This is a genomic window from Solimonas soli DSM 21787 (assembly GCF_000474945.1).
GTDB lineage: Bacteria > Pseudomonadota > Gammaproteobacteria > Nevskiales > Nevskiaceae > Solimonas > Solimonas soli.
Genome location: NZ_KI440839.1, coordinates 137,607 through 153,577, shown reverse-complemented (window position 1 = coordinate 153,577; position 15,971 = coordinate 137,607). Strand labels below are relative to the sequence as shown.

Sequence of the window (15,971 nt, the reverse complement as noted above, 5' to 3'; positions counted from 1 at the left end):
GCGCGCACGATGATCGAGCTGCACTACTGGACGACGCCGAACGGCCACAAGATCACCATCTTCCTCGAGGAAGCCGGACTCGAATACCGCGTGGTGCCGGTCAACATCGGCCGCGGCGAGCAGTTCAGGCCGGCGTTCCTGGAGATCGCGCCGAACAACCGCATTCCGGCGATCGTCGATCACGCGCCGGCCGATGGCGGCGAGCCGATCGCCCTGTTCGAGTCGGGCGCGATCCTCACGTACCTCGCCGAGAAGAGCGGCCGCTTTCTGCCGGCCGACACGCGCGGTCGCTTCGAGGCGCTGCAATGGCTGTTCTGGCAGATGGCGGGCCTCGGGCCGATGGCGGGACAGAACCACCATTTCCGCAACTACGCGCCCGAGAAGCTGCCCTACGCGATCGAGCGCTACGTCAAGGAAACCAACCGGCTCTACGGCGTGCTCGACCGGCGCCTCGCCGATCGCGAGTTCGTCGCCGGCGCGTACTCGATCGCCGACATGGCGGCTTATCCGTGGATCGTGCCGCACGAGGGACAGGGCCAGAATCTCGACGATTTTCCCAACCTCAGGCGCTGGTTCGAGACGATCGCCGCGCGTCCGGCCGTGCAGCGTGCCTATGCGCTCGCGGCGACCATCAATCAGCAGCCGACGGTCGACGAGGAGGCGCGGCGCGTGCTGTTCGGCCAGGATGCGGCGCGGATCCGCGCCGCCGGCTGAGCCTCGCGGCGCCGCTCAGGCGCTGTCGCGTTCGCCGAGCAGCTGCTCGATGTAGGCGAGCAGCTCGTTGGCATTGACCGGCTTGGTGAGGTGCGCGCGAAAGCCGGCTTCGAGGCTGGCCGCGCGATCCTTGTCCTGGCCGTAGCCGGACACGGCGATCAGCAGCGGCGCCTCGCGTCCGACATTGATGATGCGCGCCACGTCGAGGCCGCTGAGACCCGGCAGGCCGATGTCGAGCAGCACCACATCCGGCCGCCGGCTGTTGACGGCCGCGAGCGCGGCGTGTCCGTCGTAGGCGGTCGTCGCCTCGTAGCCGAAGGTTTCGAACAGGTAGGCCATGGTGTCGGCGGCGTCGCGGTTGTCGTCGACGATCAGGATGCGCGCCGGTTGCCGCAGCGCGCGCGTCGGTCGCGGCCCGGGCAACGCCGCCGGCGCCGGAATCAGGGGCAGGCGCAGTTCGAACTCGGCGCCTTCGCCGGCGTTGCCGGTGCTGTGCGCCGTCACGTCGCCGCCATGCAGGGCGACCATCTGCTGCACGAGACTGAGGCCGAGGCCGAGCCCGCCCTGCGGCCGCGCCATGTCCTGATCGCCCTGCACGAACAGGTTGAAGATCTTCGGCAGCAGTTCGGGCGCGATGCCGGGGCCGTTGTCGCGCACGAAGATTTCCGCCTTGCCGCCGCGCTTAGACATGGACAGGCCGATGCGGCCGCCCTCCGGCGTGAACTTGATGGCGTTGGCGAGCAGATTGTTGACGATCTGCACGACGCGCGTGCGGTCGCCGAGGATCCACAGCGAGGCGTCGTCGATCTCGGTCTGCAGGCTGTGACGCTTCTCGCGCAGGGCCGGCATCAGCGTGTCGACCACTTCGTGCAGGGCTTCGCTGAGCTGCAAGGGCTTGCGCTCGATGTGGATCTTGCCGCTGGTGATCCGGCCGATGTCGAGAAGGTCGTCGACCATGCGCGTGATGTGCCGGACCTGGCCGCCGATGACCTGGCGCGCGCCGCGCGCCGCCTCCTCGTCGCGATCGGCGCGTTCCATGATATGCAGCGCATTGACGATCGGTGCCAGCGGATTGCGCAGCTCGTGGCCGAGCATGGCGAGGAAGGTCGTGATGCGCCGGCTTTCATCTTCCAGCGTGCTGATGCGCCGCCGATCGGTGAGGTCGCGGGTGATGTTGGCGAAGCCGCGGTGGCGGCCGGAGGGATCGTGCAGCGCGGTGAGCACGATGCTGGCCCAGAAGCGGCTGCCGTCCTTGCGCACGCACCAGCCGATGCGTTCGTGGCGTCCTTCCCGCAGGGCGATGCGCAGCTCGTCGTTGGCGGTGCCGCTGCTGATCAGTTCCGGCGGATGGAACATCGTCGCCGGCTGGCCGATGACTTCGATCGCCTCGTAGCCGGTGTTGTGCTGCGCGCCCGCGTTCCAGCTGGCGATGCGGCCGGCCGGGTCGAGCATGAAGATCGCGTAATCCTTGACGCCGTCGACGATCAGGCGGAAGCGCTCCTCGCTGAGGCGCAGCAGTTCCTCCTGCTGGCGGCGCTCGGTGAGGTCGCGGGTGATTTTCGAGAAGCCGCGGAACTCGCCGTTCTGGTCGACCAGCTTGGTGATGATGACATTGGCCCAGAACAGGGAGCCGTCGGCGCGCACGCGCCAGCCTTCGTCCTCGAAGCGGCCGAGCTCGATGGCGGCGCGCAGTTCCTGCTCGGGCCAGCCTTCGTCGATGCGGCTTTGCGGATAGAACACCGAGAAATGGCGGCCGATGATCTGCTCGGCCTCGTAGCCCTTGAGCTTGCGGGCGCCGGTGTTCCAGGTCAGCACATGGCCGCCCGGATCGAGCATGAAGATCGCGTAGTCCGACACCGCGTCGACGAGCAGGCGATAGTCGGAATCGGATACCGCCCAGGAATCGCGCAGGCGCAAGGGAACGGCGCGTCGCTGGTCTGGCAGTACGTCGGCGATGGCTGAAATCCCGGTCTGCAAGGGCCGTCGAGCAGGAGTGGTCGCGTTAGCGTAGCGACTCGGAAACGCCATGGCGAGGGGCGTTCCCGGGTCGGATGGCGATGAACGAACGACGAAGCGGCGAGGCGCTTATGCGGCAATCGCCAGAGTGGCGGGCGCGAAGCGTTCGAGCAGCAGGTCGGCGCGTTCGCGCAGGCGTTCGCAGCGCGCCAGCAAGGCCGGCTCGGCGTCGGCCGGCGGCGCGGCGAGCGACAGGGGCCGCGCATGCAGATAGCGCTCGAGGTGGCCCTTGAGTTCCAGGCCGCGGGTGACGAACAGACGCGACCGCGGGTCGCTCATCTCGACGATCTCGATCAGATCGAACAGGGCGTCGAGTTCGGCGCGCTGGCCGGCATCGACCGGCGTCTCGAAATGCTGGTTGATGTCGAACAGGTCGATGGCCAGGCGCAGCAGGTCGCGGCGGTGGCCGGCGACCGGCTCGACGGCGAAGGCCTGCAGCAGATCGAGCAGGCGCTTGCGATCATCGAGCGCCGCCGTCACGGCCAGGGGCTCAGCGCGCATGGAGCATCTCCTCCATGGCGTTCAGCAGGCGCTCCTGCGCCGCGACCACGTCGCGGAACTTGGGATTCGTCATTCCCTTGGCGCCGACCCAGTCGAGCCGGTCGCGCTCGCTGAAGATATGGTCGAGATACTCGGAAATCATGCGGCGACGCCGGGCGAACTGTTCAATGGTCATGCCTGATCCTCCTGAGTAGCGATTGCGGATGAGTGCGCTCAGCGCGGCCGTTCCGGCAGCGGGATGCGCGAGGTGATGAACAGAAAGCAGCTGACCAGCAGCAGGCCGATGGCGGCCGTGAGCAGCAGGTCGGCCAGCCAGCGGCGCGTCGGCGATTCGTAGGCCAGCAAGGCCTTGGGGTCCTCGTCCCGCGACACGATGTAGGCCGCCGGCGCCGGTCCGGCGCTGCCGTCCAGGGCCGCGCCGAGGTCGTCGGCCGCCTGCCGCAGCGCGGCGGGGCGCGCGACCGCGCCCGGCGCGTGCGCCAGCGAAATCAGCGTGGCGTTGTCGCACACGGCGACCTCCCCGCGGCTCGCGTTGCTCACCACGCAATGAATGCGTACGTCGGTGACCCGCGCCTGAGTGTCCGCTCCCACCGCGATGTGCGGCACAGCGCTTCCCTTCGCTGCATGCGTGTACGCGGAAGGTGCGACCTCGTAGGCGACCTGCTGGTACACGGGTGTCACATCGATTGCGTCGAGCATGGTGGAAATCCTTTTCCTGTGGTCCAGCTGCGTAACGCTCAGTCGCGAATCACCGACGCCGCATCACTCGATGCGGCGCCGTCCCAGAAGGAACGACACCACCGCGAGGACGATGCCGGCGATCGCCAGGGTCCAGGCGATCTCCTGCGAAATGCCGGCGACGCCGCCGAAACCGAGCAAAGCGGAAACGACGGCAATGACGAGAAAGACGGCAGCCCAATAGAACATGGCGTGCTCCCGGCTCAGCTCTTGACGACGATGGCGTTCTTGACCGACTTCACGCCTACGGTCGAGCTGGCGAGCTGCGCGGCGCGGTCCTTCTCGGCCTGGTTCTTGGCGAAGCCCGACAGCTGGACGACGCCCTGCAGCGTTTCGACGCTGATCGCCATCGCGCTCACCGTGGCGTCTTCGGCGAACTTCGCCTTGACCTTGGTGGTGATGGTCGCGTCGTCGACGTATTCGCCGGCCGTCGACTGGCCGCGGGTCACGGCGCAGCCGCTGCTCGCGAGCAGGGTGCAGGCGACAAAAGCGGAAAGCAGGACACGGTGCAGCAGCTTCTCATCCATGATGGACTCCTCGTTGCGCCAGTAAGGTGGGACACAGGAAAAAGAGCAGGGCATGTGCCACGTCAATGCATTGCCGGGCCGCCCGGGAAAATATCGGCGCTACATGGACTTGCGCTTTCCTCGCGGCACCGGGCTTGCCCGCCGCCGCGGTAACGCGGTAAGAATGGCGTGTAAGAATTTCCGACTCGTCCGGAAAATTACCGAGTGCCGCCATGCCGAAGCCCCCTCCTCCCGGCGCGCTGAGCGTGCTCTGGGTCGATGACGACCAGGACCTGACCACCGGCCTCGCCGACTATCTGTGCGGCGAGGGCTATGCGGTCGACAGCGCGCTGACGCTCGCCGATGCCGCCGCCCGCCTGCGCCAGCGTGCCTACGATCTGGTGCTGGTCGACCTGTCACTGCCGGACGGCAGCGGCATGACGCTGATCCGCGACACGCCGCGCGAGCGCGCGCGCGAGTTCGTCGTGCTGACCGGCCACAGCGACGTGCGCAACGTCCTGCAGGCCCTGCGTCACCAGGTCTTCGACTATCTGACCAAGCCGCTCGATCTCAGCGAGCTGCGCAACACACTGGCGCGCGTGCGCAAGGCGCGCGACAGCAGCCGCGCGTCGCCGGAGCCGACGGCGGCGGCCCCTGCGCCGTCGTCCGGCGAAAGCGCGTCGCCGGCGCCGACCGTCATCGTCGGCCGTTCACCGGCCATGCAACGCGTGCATGCCTTGCTCGACCGCGTCGCCGGCAGCGAAATCACGGTCTTCATCCAGGGCGAGAGCGGCACCGGCAAGGAAGTCGCGGCGCGCTATCTGCACGAACGTTCGGCGCGCGCCGGCGGGCCGTTCGTGGCTCTGAATTGCGCCACGGTCTCGCCGCAGCTGATCGCCAGCGAGCTGTTCGGCCACGAGAAGGGCAGCTTCACCGGCGCGCATCGTCGCCACCACGGCATTTTCGAGCGCGCCGAAGGCGGCACGCTGTTCCTCGACGAGATCGCCGAGATGCCGCTCGATCTGCAGGCCACGCTGCTGCGCGCGCTGGAAACCGGCACCATCATCCGCGTCGGCGGCGACCGCGAAATCGCCGTCAACGTGCGCATCGTCGCCGCGACCAACCGCGATCCCTTGCGCGACGTCGAAGCCGGGCGCTTCCGCCTCGACCTCTACTACCGTCTGCAGGTCTTTCCGATCACCCTGCCGCCGCTGCGCGAGCGCGGCACCGACCTGCTGGCACTGGCCGAGCATTTCATCGCGCAGTTCGGCGGCCGCGGCGCGCAGGCGCAGAGCCTGTCCTCCGACGCCATGGCGGCGATGCTGCGGCACCGCTGGCCCGGCAATGTGCGCGAGCTGCGCAACGTCATCGAGCGCGCCTGCCTGCTCAGCGGCGGCACGATCGAACCCGAACATCTCCTGCTGCCCGACGTGCCGGTGTCGGCTCAGCCGCCTGCCGCGGGCACGGCGCGTGCAGTCGCGATGCCGGCATCGACGGCGTCCGGACGCCTGCGCGATGCCGAACGGGAGCTGATCCTGAGCACCCTGCAGCTGCACGGCGGCAACCGCACGCGGGCCGCGGCGGCGCTCGGCGTCAGCGTCAAGACGCTGTACAACAAGCTGAAGCGCTTCGAGCGCGCAGTGTAGGCGGGATGCGCAAGGAGCCGATGACGATGCGCGCGATGTTGCAGGCCCTGGAGTCTTACGCGGACGACGAGACGGTGCCCGCGCACTGGCGTGCCGCGGCGATGCCCGATGCCGCCTGCCATCTGGTCACGGACGATGGGCTGCTGCCGCTCGACGGCGCCGCCGCGCTGCAGCCCTCGACCGCGCTGCTGGCGCGCATGCGCGGCGCGGCGATCGGCGACACGCTGCTGGCGCGCGGCCATGACGCGACCTGGCGTCTGCGTCGCGTCGCCGCGCCCGCGTCCGTGGCGCTATGGGCCGCGCAGGCGCTCAGCGAGAGCCGCCGCTGCAGTTTCATGCGCTTGCGCCGCCAGCTCGCCGAGCGCCTCGCCTCGCAGCTGCTGCACGAGCTACGCAATCCGATGAACGCCCTGTCGCTGCACGCCGATCTGCTCGGCCGGCTGATCGCCATGCCCGATTCGGTGGAACGCGCGAACGCCAGCGCCCGCGTGATCCGCGAACGCCAGCGCGACCTCGCCGCGCGCCAGGATGCGCTGGTCGCCCTGTGGCTCGCAGCGCCGGGCCCGGGCGGCGAGAGCGACATGGCGGCGATCGTGGCCGCGGCGCTGCGCATGGTGCGCAACTACGGTTCGCTGCACGACATCCGCCTGCATGCCGATGCGCTCGACGCGCTCGAAGGCAGCGGCCCGCCGCGCGTGGCGGCGCACGTCGAGCTGGCCATCATCGCCGCCTTGCTGCTCGCCTGCGATGGCCTGTCCGGGGCGCGGCAGGAACTGCGCGCGGAATGGCTGGCCTCCGCGCCGGCGCCGGTCCTGCGCATTCGCGACGCGCCGCCGGCGGATGCCGAAGCCGGCGGCTTCGAGTGGGGCGGCCGGCCGCCGAGCACTGCCGCGGTCGTCGCCACCCTGGCCTTGCTGCTCGACGAGGAGCCGCTGTCGCTGACCCTGCACGGCGGTGAACTGCGGCTGTGCTTCGGCGCGGCGCCGGCCGCCGCGACGATGCGATCATAGCGGCGGCCCGCGGCCGCATCGCCGCCGCGATCCGGCAGCCCAACCACGGCAGCACAGCGCAAAGGAACCGACGTGAGCGCCACCGCAGAACCGACCCCGCTCGGCCAGGGCTTCTACTGGCAGGACATTCACGCCGGCCAGCGCTTCCGCACCATCCGCCGCACGGTGACCGAAACCGACCTGGTCAACTTCATCTCGGTCACCGGCATGCTCGAGGCGATTTTCATCGACGCCGAATTCGAGGGCGCGGCGATGAGCGGCCGCGCCGTGCCGGCGGCCCTCACGCAGGGCCTCATCGAGGGCCTTCTGTTCCAGACCATGATCCAGGGCACCGGCCTCGCGCTGCTGGAGATGTCGCTGAAGGCGCTCAAGCCGGTGCGGGTCGGCGACACAATCTGGGCGATCGTCACCATCACCGACGTCAAGCCGACGTCGAAGGGCAACCGCGCCGTGGTGACGAGCGAGATCGAGGTGCACAACACGCGCGGCGAGCAGGTGCTCGTCTATACCGCCAAGCGCATGCTGGCCGGACGGCCGTAGCCCGGCGCGCGGTGCCGTCAGCGCCGCGGCCGTTCAGGGCGGTGTCGCGCTGCCGGCGGGAGAGGGGGTGTCGATCGCCGTGGTGATCGCTTGACGGTATCCCGCCGCCTGCAGGGCGGCGGACAGCTCGCGGGCGCGTGCATCGTCGCGACCTTCGACGTAGCCGAGCGCGACATCCGCGCCGCTGCCGGCGAGATGCGCGCGCAGATACGGCACGACCTCGGCGCAGCGCATGGCTTCGATCAGCGCCGCGCCCCGCAGCTCGACGCCGCAGGTCCGCGCGCCGATGAACACCGATGCCGCCACGGGCGCGCCGCGCCAATGCCGGTAAGCCGCCGCGGCCGCCGCGGCGGCGAGCAGGATGGCGATCGCGACGAGTAGCCGTTTGCGCATGGCGACGCGGCGTGCGCGCCGACGCTCAGCCGGACACCGACACGGACGCCGCCGCGCGCAGCATCGCCGCCGCCTTGTTCATCGTCTCGTCCCATTCCGACTGCGGATCGGAATCGGCGACGATGCCGGCACCGGCCTGCACATGAACCTGGCCGTCCTTGATGACGGCGGTGCGGATGGCGATCGCGGTGTCCATGTTGCCGTCCCAGCCGAGATAGCCGACGGCGCCGCCGTAGATGCCGCGCTTGACCGGCTCGAGCTCGTCGATGATTTCCATCGCGCGCACCTTCGGCGCGCCGGACAGCGTGCCGGCCGGGAAGATCGCGGCGAGCGCATCGAGCGCGTCGAGGCCGGGCTTGAGCTGGCCGGTGACGTTGCTGACGATGTGCATCACGTGGCTGTAGCGCTCGATCACCATCTTCTCGGTGAGCCGCACGCTGCCCGTTTGCGAGACGCGGCCGACGTCGTTGCGGCCGAGGTCGATCAGCATCAGGTGCTCGGCAGTCTCCTTCGGGTCGGCGAGCAGCTCGGCGGCGAGCGCGGCGTCTTCCTCGACGTTCCTGCCGCGCTTGCGCGTGCCGGCGATCGGCCGCACGGTGACGAGGCCGTTCTCGACGCGCGCCAGCACTTCCGGCGAGGCGCCGACCACGTGGTGATCGCCGAGGTCCATGCAGTACAGGTAGGGCGAGGGATTGAGGCGGCGGATCGCGCGATACAGCTGCACCGGGTCGGCGCTGAACGGCGCGCTCAGGCGCTGCGACGGCACCACCTGCATGCAGTCGCCGGCGGCGATGTAGTCCTGGATCCTGCGCACCGCCTTCCTGAACGGCTCCTCGCCGAAGCTCGAGGTGAACGGCAGCGCGCCTGCGCCGGCGGCCGGCGCCGGCGGCGGCTGCGCGAGCGGACGCGCGAGCAGCGCCTCGATGTCGTCGAGCCGCTGCGTTGCGCGCGCGACGTCGGCCGCGTCGCCGGGATCGGCGTGCGTGATGATGGTCAAGGTCGCGCGCAGCGTGTCGAACACGACCAGCTCTTCGGCGCGCATCAGCAGGATGTCCGGCACGCCGAGCGGATCGTCCTGGTTGGTGGCCGCCAGCTTCGGCTCGAAGTAGCGCACGCAGTCGTAGCCGAAGTAGCCGACCAGGCCGCCGGAGAAGCGCGGCAGCGCCGCGTCCGGCCGCACGCGGTGGCGGGCAGCGTAGGCGCGGATCCACGGCAGCGGGTCGGCGACCTGTGCGGTCTCGACGGTTTCGCCGTCGCGCGTCACCGTGATGTCATGGCCGACCACGCGCAGCACTTCGCGCGAGGGCAGGCCGATGAACGAGTAGCGGCCCCACTGCTCGCCGCCGACCATCGATTCGAGCAGGAAGGAATACCCCCGGGCGTGGGGCCGGTGTGCGAGCTTGAGATAGGCGCCGACCGGCGTGTCGAGGTCGCCGGGCAGCTCGCGCGTCAGCGCGATGCGGTTGTATTGCGTCATGGTCTTCAGTCCTGGGACAGCGAGCAAACGGAGCAAGGGAAGGGGACGGGCGGCCGGACGGCCGCGGCGCGCATCAGCGCCATCGCCACCATCCGCGCGGGTACGCGGTCCATTGCGGGGACTGAAGCATGGGTCGGTCTCTCACCGGGACAATCGGATCGGGCCGCACTATACGCGAAGCCGACCTGCCGATCACCGGCGGGCCGCTTCACCTGCGCGCAAGGCCGCTCGGCTAGAGTAGGCGCGTTCCTCCACGACCGTGCGCGCCGCGCGCGGCATGCGTTCATCCATGCGCCATGTGCTCCCGCCGTCCAGCAGCGTCGTGCCGCTGCTGTGCACCTTCACCGCGTATCTGATCATCGGCCTGCAGCTCGCCGCGCTGCCGGGCTTCGTGCACTTCCGGCTCGGCTACGGCACGGTGACGGTCGGCGTGGTGATCGGCGCGCAATACCTCGCGACGCTGATCAGCCGCGGCTTCGTCGGCACGCTCGTCGATCGCGACGGCCCGAAGCACGCCGCGCTGCGCGGCCTGCTCGGCGTGAGCGTCAGCGGCGCGCTGCTGACGCTGGCGCCGCTGCTGGTCGCCAGCCCGCCGCTGGCGCTCGCCGCGCTGCTCGCCGCCCGGCTGACGCTGGGCGTCGGCGAGAGCTTCGTCGCCACCGCGGCGATCATGTGGGCGACGCGCCGCGCCGGTCCGCAATCGATGGCGACGGCGATTTCCTGGAATGGCATTTCCACCTACGGCGCGATGGGCATCGGCGCGCCGCTCGGCGTGCTGCTCGACGGCGCTTGCGGACTGCCGGCGGTGGGCGTGGTCTGCATCGCCGTCGCGCTGGCGATGCACGGTCTGGCGAGCCGCAGCGCCGCGGTCGCGGTCGTGCCCGGCCGGCCGCTGCCTTTCGGCCGGCTGCTGTCGCGCATCGCGCCGTTCGGCATGGGGCTCGCCTTCGGCGGTGCCGGCTTCGGCGTGATCGCCAGCTTCATCGTGCTGCATTTCGCGAGCCGTGGCTGGAGCGGTGCGGCGCTGGCCCTGTCGGCGTTCACGGCGGCGATGATCGCCGTGCGCCTGCTGTTCAGCGATGCGATCCGCCGCCGCGGCGGCTATCGCGTCGCGTCGATCTCCTTCGCGGTCGAGACGATCGGGCTCGCGCTCGTCGCGTTCGCCGCTTCGGCCTGGCTGACGACGCTCGGCGCGGCGCTCGCCGGCAGCGGCTTCGCGCTGATTTTTCCGGCGCTGGCGGTCGAGGCGCTGCGCCGCATCCCGGACGAAAATCGCGGCGCCGCGCTGGGCCTCTACACGGTGTTCAGCGACGTGGCGATGAGCCTCGCCGGACCGCTCGGCGGGCTCCTGGTGCTCGCGCAGGACTACCGCCCGGTCTATGTCGCCGCGGCCCTGCTGTGTGCGCTGGCGCTGGCGATGATCATGCGTTTGGCGCGACGGCTGCAGCCGGGCGCGAACCGGTAGGCACCGTCAGGCGCCTCGACCGGCCTTGGCGATCTCCGCCTTCATCAAAGCGATCGTCGCCGCGTAGTCGCTGGCGCCGAAGATCGCGCTGCCGGCGACGAAGGTGTCGGCACCGGCGGCGGCGATCGCCTGGATGTTGTCGGTCTTCACGCCGCCGTCGATCTCCAGGCGGATCTCGCGGCCCGGGTTCTTGGCCACGTAGGCGTCGATCAGCGCGCGCGCCTCGGCGAGCTTGTTCAGCGCGGCCGGGATGAAGCTCTGGCCGCCGAAGCCGGGGTTGACCGACATCAGCAGCACCATGTCGACCTTGTCCATCACGTACTTCAGCGCGTCGAGCGGCGTCGCCGGGTTGAACACGAGGCCGGCCTTGCAGCCGGCGGCCTTGATCGCCTGCAGGCTGCGGTCGACGTGGCGCGTCGCTTCCGGGTGGAAGGTGATGTACGTGGCGCCGGCCTTGGCGAACAGCGCGGCGAGCTCGTCGACCGGCTCGACCATCAGGTGCACGTCGATCGGCGCGCTGATGCCGTACTTGCGCAGCGCTTCGGCGATCATCGGCCCGAAGGTCAGGTTCGGCACGTAATGGTTGTCCATCACGTCGAAGTGGACGATGTCGGCGCCGGCCGCGAGCACGTTCCTGACCTCGTCGCCGAGGCGGGCGAGATCGGCGGACAGGATGCTGGGAGCGATCAGCGGAGCGAGCTTGGCCATGCGGGCGACCGGGCGGCGTTGAGCGGGAGGGGCGCGATTATCGCAGATGGATGGGCCCGGCGCGGCCGGCCGGCTTTACCCCCCAATGCGGCTTCTCCACAATGCGCGCCTCATTGCCAGCCGACGCTCACCCATGTCCGCGCCCCAATCAGCGCCTGTCGCCGCCCTCTACGAATCGACGCTGACCAGCGTGCCGCGCATTCACCGCGGCAAGGTCCGCGACATCTACGCGCTCGGCGACGCGCACATGCTGATCGTCACCTCCGATCGCCTGTCGGCCTTCGACGTGATCCTGCCGCAGCCGATTCCCGGCAAGGGCGCCGTGCTCACCGCCGTCTCCAATTTCTGGATGGCGCGCTTCACGCATCTGCTGCCCAACCACCTCGCGCCGGACGTCGATCTCGCCAAGTACCTGACGCCGGCCGAGCTGGCGCAGGTCGCCGGCCGCAGCAACGTCGTGCGCAAGCTCAAGGCGCTGCCGATCGAGGCCGTCGCGCGCGGCTACATCATCGGCAGCGGCTGGAAGGACTACCAGAAGACCGGCGCCATCTGCGGCATCGCGCTGCCGGCCGGCTTGCAGCTGGCCGACCGGCTGCCGGAGCCGATCTTCACGCCGGCCGACAAGGCGCCGGTCGGCCAGCACGACGAGAACATCGGCTATGCCGATGTCGAAGCGCGCATCGGCAAGGACCTCGCCGCGCAGGTGCGCGACATCACGCTGCGCATCTACCGTGAAGCCTCCGAGTACGCGCGCACGCGCGGCATCATCATCGCCGACACCAAGTTCGAGTTCGGCGTCGACGAGCACGGCACGCTGCACCTGATCGACGAGGCGCTGACGCCGGATTCCTCGCGCTTCTGGCCGGCCGACACCTACAGGCCCGGCATCAGCCCGCCGAGCTTCGACAAGCAGTTCGTGCGCGACTACCTCGAGACGCTGGACTGGGACAAGAAGGCGCCGGGCCCGATGCTGCCGGCCGAGATCATCGAGAAATCGGCGGCGAAGTACCGCGAGGCGCAGCGCCTGCTCATCGGCGCGTAGGCCGGACTCGCGACCTTTCTTCTTCTCCCTCCGCCCGCCGGCGGAGGGGAGGGGTCGGGGAGGTGGGGGTCGGCGTCGGGCGCCGTGCTGCATTGCATCCGGCGCAACGCGCGCCGCACGCCCCACCTCACCCGGCCTCTCCGCCCCAAGGGCGGAGAGGAGCGGATGTTTTTCTTCTCTTCTCCTTCCGCCCGCTGGCGGAGGGGAGGGGTTGGGGTCGGCGTCGGGCGCTGTGCTGCATTGCATCCGGCGCAACGCGCGCCGCACGCCCCACCTCACCCGGCCTCTCCGCCCCAAGGGCGGAGAGGCGCGAGGTGTGCTGCAAGCGCATCGCTCCGGTTTTCCCTTCCAGCTACCTGCGGGAGAGGAGCAGAGGTCTTTCGCGAGCTTTGCTTTTGTTCTCCCCTCCGCCCGCTCGCGGGGGGGAGGGGCCGGGGGAGGTGGGCGTCAGCGTCGGGCGCCTGCACTTTCCGATCGCGACGGCGCCCTGGGGCTTTCCACCGTATCTGCGTGCTGGCGGGGCCCTTACCATAGCCGCATGACCTTCCTCTCCGCCGCCGTGCTGCTGTTCCTCGTCATGGACCCGCTCGGCAACGTGCCGCTGTTCCTGTCGGCGCTCAAGCACGTGCCGATGGCGCGGCAGCGCCAGGTGATCCTGCGCGAGATGCTGTTCGCGCTGGCGATCCTGCTCATCTTCCTGCTCGGCGGCGGCCATCTGCTGCGCCTGCTCGGCCTGTCGCCGCCGGCGCTGACCGTCGCCGGCGGCGTGATCCTGATGCTGATCGCGCTGCGCATGATCTTCCCCTCGCGCGAACACTCGCTCGAGGAGGAGGCGACGATGGCCGAGCCCTTCCTCGTGCCGCTGGCGATTCCCTACGTCGCCGGTCCGTCGGCGCTGGCCACCGTGCTGCTGATGATGAGCCGCGAACCGGAGCGCTGGATGACCTGGATCGGCGCCGTGCTGCTGGCCTGGGGCGGTTGTCTGCCGATCATGCTCGCCAGCACCGGGCTGCGGAACGTGCTCGGCACGCGCGGCCTCACCGCCGTCGAGCGCCTGATGGGCCTGCTGCTGGTGACGATCGCCGTCGAGATGATGATGGGCGGCGTGCTGCAGTTCTGGAACGCGCACAAGCCGTGACGCCGGCGCCGACGCTGCGCGCCGCCACCGAGGCCGATCTCGCGGCGATCTTCGCCATCTACGACGAACAGGTGCTGCACGGCACGGCGACCTTCGACACCGTGCCGAAGAGCGAAGCCGAACGCCTCGACTGGTTTCGCACCAACCCTGGCGGCCGTTATCCGATCGTCGTCGCCGAAGACGAATCCGGTGTCGTCGGCTGGGGCCGGCTCTACCAGTGGTCGCCGCGGCCGGCCTACGACCGCAGCGCCGAAAACGCCGTCTACGTGCGCGCCGACGCGCGCGGCCGCGGCATCGGCCGCGCGCTGCTCGAAGAACTGCTGCGGCTCGCGCCGCAGATCGGCGTGCTGACCCTGATCGCCCGCATCGTCGACGGCAATCCGGCCAGCCTCGCGCTGCACGAGGCGCTCGGCTACGAGCGCATCGGCCTGATGCGGCGCTGCGGCGTGAAGTTCGGCGCCGTGCTCGACGTGTGGATGCTGCAGCGCGTGCTCGACGCGCCGCGCTGAATCAAGCGGCCGCGGCCTGGCGCTCGGCCTGCCGCGCGACGGCCCAGCCGATCAGCGCCGCGGCGAGCAGCACCAGCGCGGCGATCAGGAACGCGGCGCCGGGCGTCGGCAGCGCCGGCGATTCGCCGACCGACTGCGCGTAGACCCAGCCGAAGAACAGCGGCGAGATCACGCCGGCGATGCTGCCGACGCTCATCGTCGCGCCCTGCAGCTGACCCTGCTCGGATTCGGAGACGTGCCGGGTCATGATCGACTGCAGGGTCGGCATCGCCAGGCCCCAGAGCGCGTTGGGCAGCATGGCGGCGACGAACCACGCGCCGCTCGGCGCGAGGCCCATGACGGCGATGCCGAGCGCGCCGCCGAACAGGCCGGCGATCATCGTCGCGCGGTCGCCGAAGCGCTCGACGACACGGCCGACCAGCACGCCCTGCACGAGCATGTCGAGCGCGCCGACACCGGCGAGCAGCACGCCGACCTCCCAGGCGCTCCAGCCGTAGCGGTAGCCGGCGTAGAGCACGAACACCGCCGAGAACACGTGGTGCGCGAAGTACAGCAGGAAGTTGACGACGGCGAGGCCCGACAGCTCGGGATGCGAGCGCAGCAGACGCAGCGCGCCGAAGGGATTGGCGCGCGACCACGAGAAGGCCATGCGCCGTTCGCGCGGCAGCGATTCGGGCAGGATGAAGGCGCCGTAGAGCAAGGCCAGGCCGGACAGCGCCGCCGCCGCCCAGAACGGCGCGCGCGGCGAGATCTCGCCGAGCACGCCGCCGAACAGCGGGCCGAGCACGAAGCCGCCGCTGAAGGCGGCGCCGATCAGGCCGTAGGCGCGCGCACGGCCTTCCGGCGGCGTGATGTCAGCCATGTAGGCGAACACGGTCGTGAAGCTCGCCGAGGTCACGCCGGCGATGAGGCGGCCGAGCGCCAGCCACCAGAGATTCGGCGCGACCGCCATCAGCAGGTAATCGCAGGCCAGGCCCGCGGCCGACAGCAGGATCACCGGCCGCCGTCCGTAGCGGTCCGACAGCGAGCCGATGATCGGCGAGGCGACGAACTGCATGCCGGCCCACAGCGCGACGAACAGGCCGTTGATCTCGCCGGCACGCGCGTTCGAGCCGCTGAACTGCTCGATCAGCGCCGGCAGCACCGGGATGACGATGCCCATGGCGATGACGTCGATCACCGCCGTAACGAAGATGAAAGCGATGGCGGCGCGACGGCCGCCATAGACAGGCGAAGACACGGAGAGCCTCTCGAAGGTGCGTTGCGGCAAGGCCGGCATGATGCCTGAACCGCGCCGATCGCCGGATGACGGCGCGCGCCGGCCGTTGCGCGGCGCGAGCGTTGCGACAGCCTGTCGGCTCCCACGACCCGTTCTTTCATCCGTTGCTGAACGTTTCCCGGGGCCTCGTGAACGTGGTCGCCGGCCTGCTCCTGCTCGGCCATGCGCCGGTCAGCCCGGGCTTCCATGCCGGCTTCGCCGCCGTCGTGCGCGGCGCCGCGCCGGGCGGCATGCCGATCGCCAACCACTTCCACCGCTGGCGCACGCGCACCGCGGCGGGACGCTGAGA

The 15,971-nt window shown here is 70.1% G+C and carries 19 protein-coding genes; 9 read left to right on the top strand and 10 right to left on the bottom strand.

What is annotated here, in order from left to right; translation table 11 throughout:
• Window positions 1–9 precede the first annotated feature (9 nt).
• Window positions 10–714 carry a glutathione S-transferase N-terminal domain-containing protein gene (locus tag K344_RS0118515; RefSeq protein ID WP_028081921.1) on the top strand — a complete coding sequence of 235 codons (705 nt, stop codon included), beginning with the start codon at window positions 10–12 and terminating at the stop codon, window positions 712–714.
• Window positions 715–729: 15 nt separating this feature from the next.
• Here the strand turns inward: K344_RS0118515 and K344_RS0118510 are convergent, their stop codons facing one another.
• The 6 genes from K344_RS0118510 to K344_RS0118485 all read right to left on the bottom strand — a co-directional run bounded on the left by K344_RS0118510 (window position 730) and on the right by K344_RS0118485 (window position 4,496).
• On the bottom strand, window positions 730–2,658 hold the full coding sequence (locus K344_RS0118510) for a PAS domain-containing hybrid sensor histidine kinase/response regulator (RefSeq protein WP_436278837.1): 1,929 nt from the start codon (window positions 2,656–2,658) through the stop codon (window positions 730–732).
• 141 nt (window positions 2,659–2,799) lie between these two features.
• Window positions 2,800–3,231 (bottom strand): hypothetical protein, encoded by a 432-nt coding sequence (locus tag K344_RS0118505; protein WP_043114949.1) that lies wholly within the window; start codon window positions 3,229–3,231, stop codon window positions 2,800–2,802.
• Complete coding sequence (locus K344_RS0118500) at window positions 3,221–3,406, bottom strand: hypothetical protein (RefSeq protein ID WP_028081918.1); 186 nt, start codon at window positions 3,404–3,406, stop codon at window positions 3,221–3,223. The genes K344_RS0118505 and K344_RS0118500 overlap by 11 nt, the downstream gene beginning before the upstream one ends.
• 38 nt (window positions 3,407–3,444) lie before the next feature.
• Window positions 3,445–3,930: a hypothetical protein gene (locus K344_RS0118495; protein WP_157623113.1), complete on the bottom strand. Its 486-nt coding sequence runs from the start codon at window positions 3,928–3,930 to the stop codon at window positions 3,445–3,447.
• Window positions 3,931–3,993: 63 nt separating this feature from the next.
• Window positions 3,994–4,158 carry a DUF1328 domain-containing protein gene (locus tag K344_RS23700; protein ID WP_028081916.1) on the bottom strand — a complete coding sequence of 55 codons (165 nt, stop codon included), beginning with the start codon at window positions 4,156–4,158 and terminating at the stop codon, window positions 3,994–3,996.
• Window positions 4,159–4,172: 14 nt separating this feature from the next.
• Entirely contained in the window at window positions 4,173–4,496 is a 324-nt protein-coding gene (locus K344_RS0118485) for a BON domain-containing protein (protein WP_043114947.1), read from the bottom strand.
• A gap of 212 nt (window positions 4,497–4,708) precedes the next feature.
• Here K344_RS0118485 and K344_RS0118480 point away from each other — a divergent pair, with 212 nt between their 5' ends.
• The 3 genes from K344_RS0118480 to K344_RS0118470 all read left to right on the top strand — a co-directional run bounded on the left by K344_RS0118480 (window position 4,709) and on the right by K344_RS0118470 (window position 7,671).
• A complete protein-coding gene (locus K344_RS0118480) occupies window positions 4,709–6,121 on the top strand; it encodes a sigma-54-dependent transcriptional regulator (protein ID WP_084197613.1) in 1,413 nt (470 codons plus the stop codon).
• Window positions 6,122–6,147: 26 nt separating this feature from the next.
• On the top strand, window positions 6,148–7,131 hold the full coding sequence (locus tag K344_RS0118475; protein ID WP_157623111.1) for a sensor histidine kinase: 984 nt from the start codon (window positions 6,148–6,150) through the stop codon (window positions 7,129–7,131).
• A gap of 72 nt (window positions 7,132–7,203) precedes the next feature.
• Window positions 7,204–7,671 (top strand): MaoC family dehydratase, encoded by a 468-nt coding sequence (locus tag K344_RS0118470; protein WP_028081912.1) that lies wholly within the window; start codon window positions 7,204–7,206, stop codon window positions 7,669–7,671.
• A 33-nt stretch (window positions 7,672–7,704) separates the two neighbouring features.
• Here the strand turns inward: K344_RS0118470 and K344_RS0118465 are convergent, their stop codons facing one another.
• Window positions 7,705–8,064, bottom strand: coding sequence for a hypothetical protein (locus K344_RS0118465; protein WP_028081911.1), 360 nt, complete (start codon window positions 8,062–8,064; stop codon window positions 7,705–7,707).
• A gap of 25 nt (window positions 8,065–8,089) precedes the next feature.
• Entirely contained in the window at window positions 8,090–9,541 is a 1,452-nt protein-coding gene (trpE, locus tag K344_RS0118460) for an anthranilate synthase component I (RefSeq protein WP_028081910.1), read from the bottom strand.
• A gap of 289 nt (window positions 9,542–9,830) precedes the next feature.
• Between trpE and K344_RS22520 the strand changes: the two genes are divergently transcribed.
• Window positions 9,831–11,006, top strand: coding sequence for an MFS transporter (locus K344_RS22520; protein WP_169729324.1), 1,176 nt, complete (start codon window positions 9,831–9,833; stop codon window positions 11,004–11,006).
• Window positions 11,007–11,012: 6 nt separating this feature from the next.
• Here K344_RS22520 and rpe read toward each other — a convergent pair whose 3' ends face one another.
• Window positions 11,013–11,714: a ribulose-phosphate 3-epimerase gene (gene rpe / locus K344_RS0118445; protein ID WP_028081909.1), complete on the bottom strand. Its 702-nt coding sequence runs from the start codon at window positions 11,712–11,714 to the stop codon at window positions 11,013–11,015.
• Between the two features lie 133 nt (window positions 11,715–11,847).
• Between rpe and K344_RS0118440 the strand changes: the two genes are divergently transcribed.
• The 3 genes from K344_RS0118440 (at window position 11,848) to K344_RS0118430 (ending at window position 14,403) form a co-directional block, all read left to right on the top strand.
• A complete protein-coding gene (locus tag K344_RS0118440; RefSeq protein ID WP_028081908.1) occupies window positions 11,848–12,756 on the top strand; it encodes a phosphoribosylaminoimidazolesuccinocarboxamide synthase in 909 nt (302 codons plus the stop codon).
• A 538-nt stretch (window positions 12,757–13,294) separates the two neighbouring features.
• Window positions 13,295–13,894, top strand: a complete 600-nt coding sequence (locus tag K344_RS0118435; RefSeq protein WP_028081907.1) for a MarC family protein — start codon at window positions 13,295–13,297, stop codon at window positions 13,892–13,894.
• The gene (locus tag K344_RS0118430; RefSeq protein ID WP_028081906.1) at window positions 13,891–14,403 is read left to right on the top strand and encodes a GNAT family N-acetyltransferase; all 513 of its coding nucleotides are present in this window, start codon (window positions 13,891–13,893) and stop codon (window positions 14,401–14,403) included. Before K344_RS0118435 ends, K344_RS0118430 begins: the two co-directional genes overlap by 4 nt.
• A 1-nt stretch (window position 14,404) precedes the next feature.
• Here the strand turns inward: K344_RS0118430 and K344_RS0118425 are convergent, their stop codons facing one another.
• The gene (locus tag K344_RS0118425) at window positions 14,405–15,643 is read right to left on the bottom strand and encodes a TCR/Tet family MFS transporter (RefSeq protein WP_028081905.1); all 1,239 of its coding nucleotides are present in this window, start codon (window positions 15,641–15,643) and stop codon (window positions 14,405–14,407) included.
• A gap of 167 nt (window positions 15,644–15,810) precedes the next feature.
• Between K344_RS0118425 and K344_RS24240 the strand changes: the two genes are divergently transcribed.
• Window positions 15,811–15,969, top strand: coding sequence for a hypothetical protein (locus K344_RS24240; RefSeq protein WP_157623109.1), 159 nt, complete (start codon window positions 15,811–15,813; stop codon window positions 15,967–15,969).
• The last annotated feature ends 2 nt before the right edge of the window (window positions 15,970–15,971 follow it).

Coding starts and splice junctions, on each gene's coding strand:
- K344_RS0118505 (WP_043114949.1), bottom strand. CDS start 3,231: ATGCGCGCTGAGCCCCTGGCCGTGACGGCGGCGCTCGATGATCGCAAG.
- K344_RS0118515 (WP_028081921.1), top strand. CDS start 10: ATGATCGAGCTGCACTACTGGACGACGCCGAACGGCCACAAGATCACC.
- K344_RS0118435 (WP_028081907.1), top strand. CDS start 13,295: ATGACCTTCCTCTCCGCCGCCGTGCTGCTGTTCCTCGTCATGGACCCG.
- K344_RS0118480 (WP_084197613.1), top strand. CDS start 4,709: ATGCCGAAGCCCCCTCCTCCCGGCGCGCTGAGCGTGCTCTGGGTCGAT.
- K344_RS0118475 (WP_157623111.1), top strand. CDS start 6,148: ATGCGCGCGATGTTGCAGGCCCTGGAGTCTTACGCGGACGACGAGACG.
- trpE (WP_028081910.1), bottom strand. CDS start 9,541: ATGACGCAATACAACCGCATCGCGCTGACGCGCGAGCTGCCCGGCGAC.
- K344_RS0118500 (WP_028081918.1), bottom strand. CDS start 3,406: ATGACCATTGAACAGTTCGCCCGGCGTCGCCGCATGATTTCCGAGTAT.
- K344_RS22520 (WP_169729324.1), top strand. CDS start 9,831: ATGCGCCATGTGCTCCCGCCGTCCAGCAGCGTCGTGCCGCTGCTGTGC.
- K344_RS0118485 (WP_043114947.1), bottom strand. CDS start 4,496: ATGGATGAGAAGCTGCTGCACCGTGTCCTGCTTTCCGCTTTTGTCGCC.
- K344_RS0118495 (WP_157623113.1), bottom strand. CDS start 3,930: ATGCTCGACGCAATCGATGTGACACCCGTGTACCAGCAGGTCGCCTAC.
- K344_RS23700 (WP_028081916.1), bottom strand. CDS start 4,158: ATGTTCTATTGGGCTGCCGTCTTTCTCGTCATTGCCGTCGTTTCCGCT.
- rpe (WP_028081909.1), bottom strand. CDS start 11,714: ATGGCCAAGCTCGCTCCGCTGATCGCTCCCAGCATCCTGTCCGCCGAT.
- K344_RS0118465 (WP_028081911.1), bottom strand. CDS start 8,064: ATGCGCAAACGGCTACTCGTCGCGATCGCCATCCTGCTCGCCGCCGCG.
- K344_RS0118440 (WP_028081908.1), top strand. CDS start 11,848: ATGTCCGCGCCCCAATCAGCGCCTGTCGCCGCCCTCTACGAATCGACG.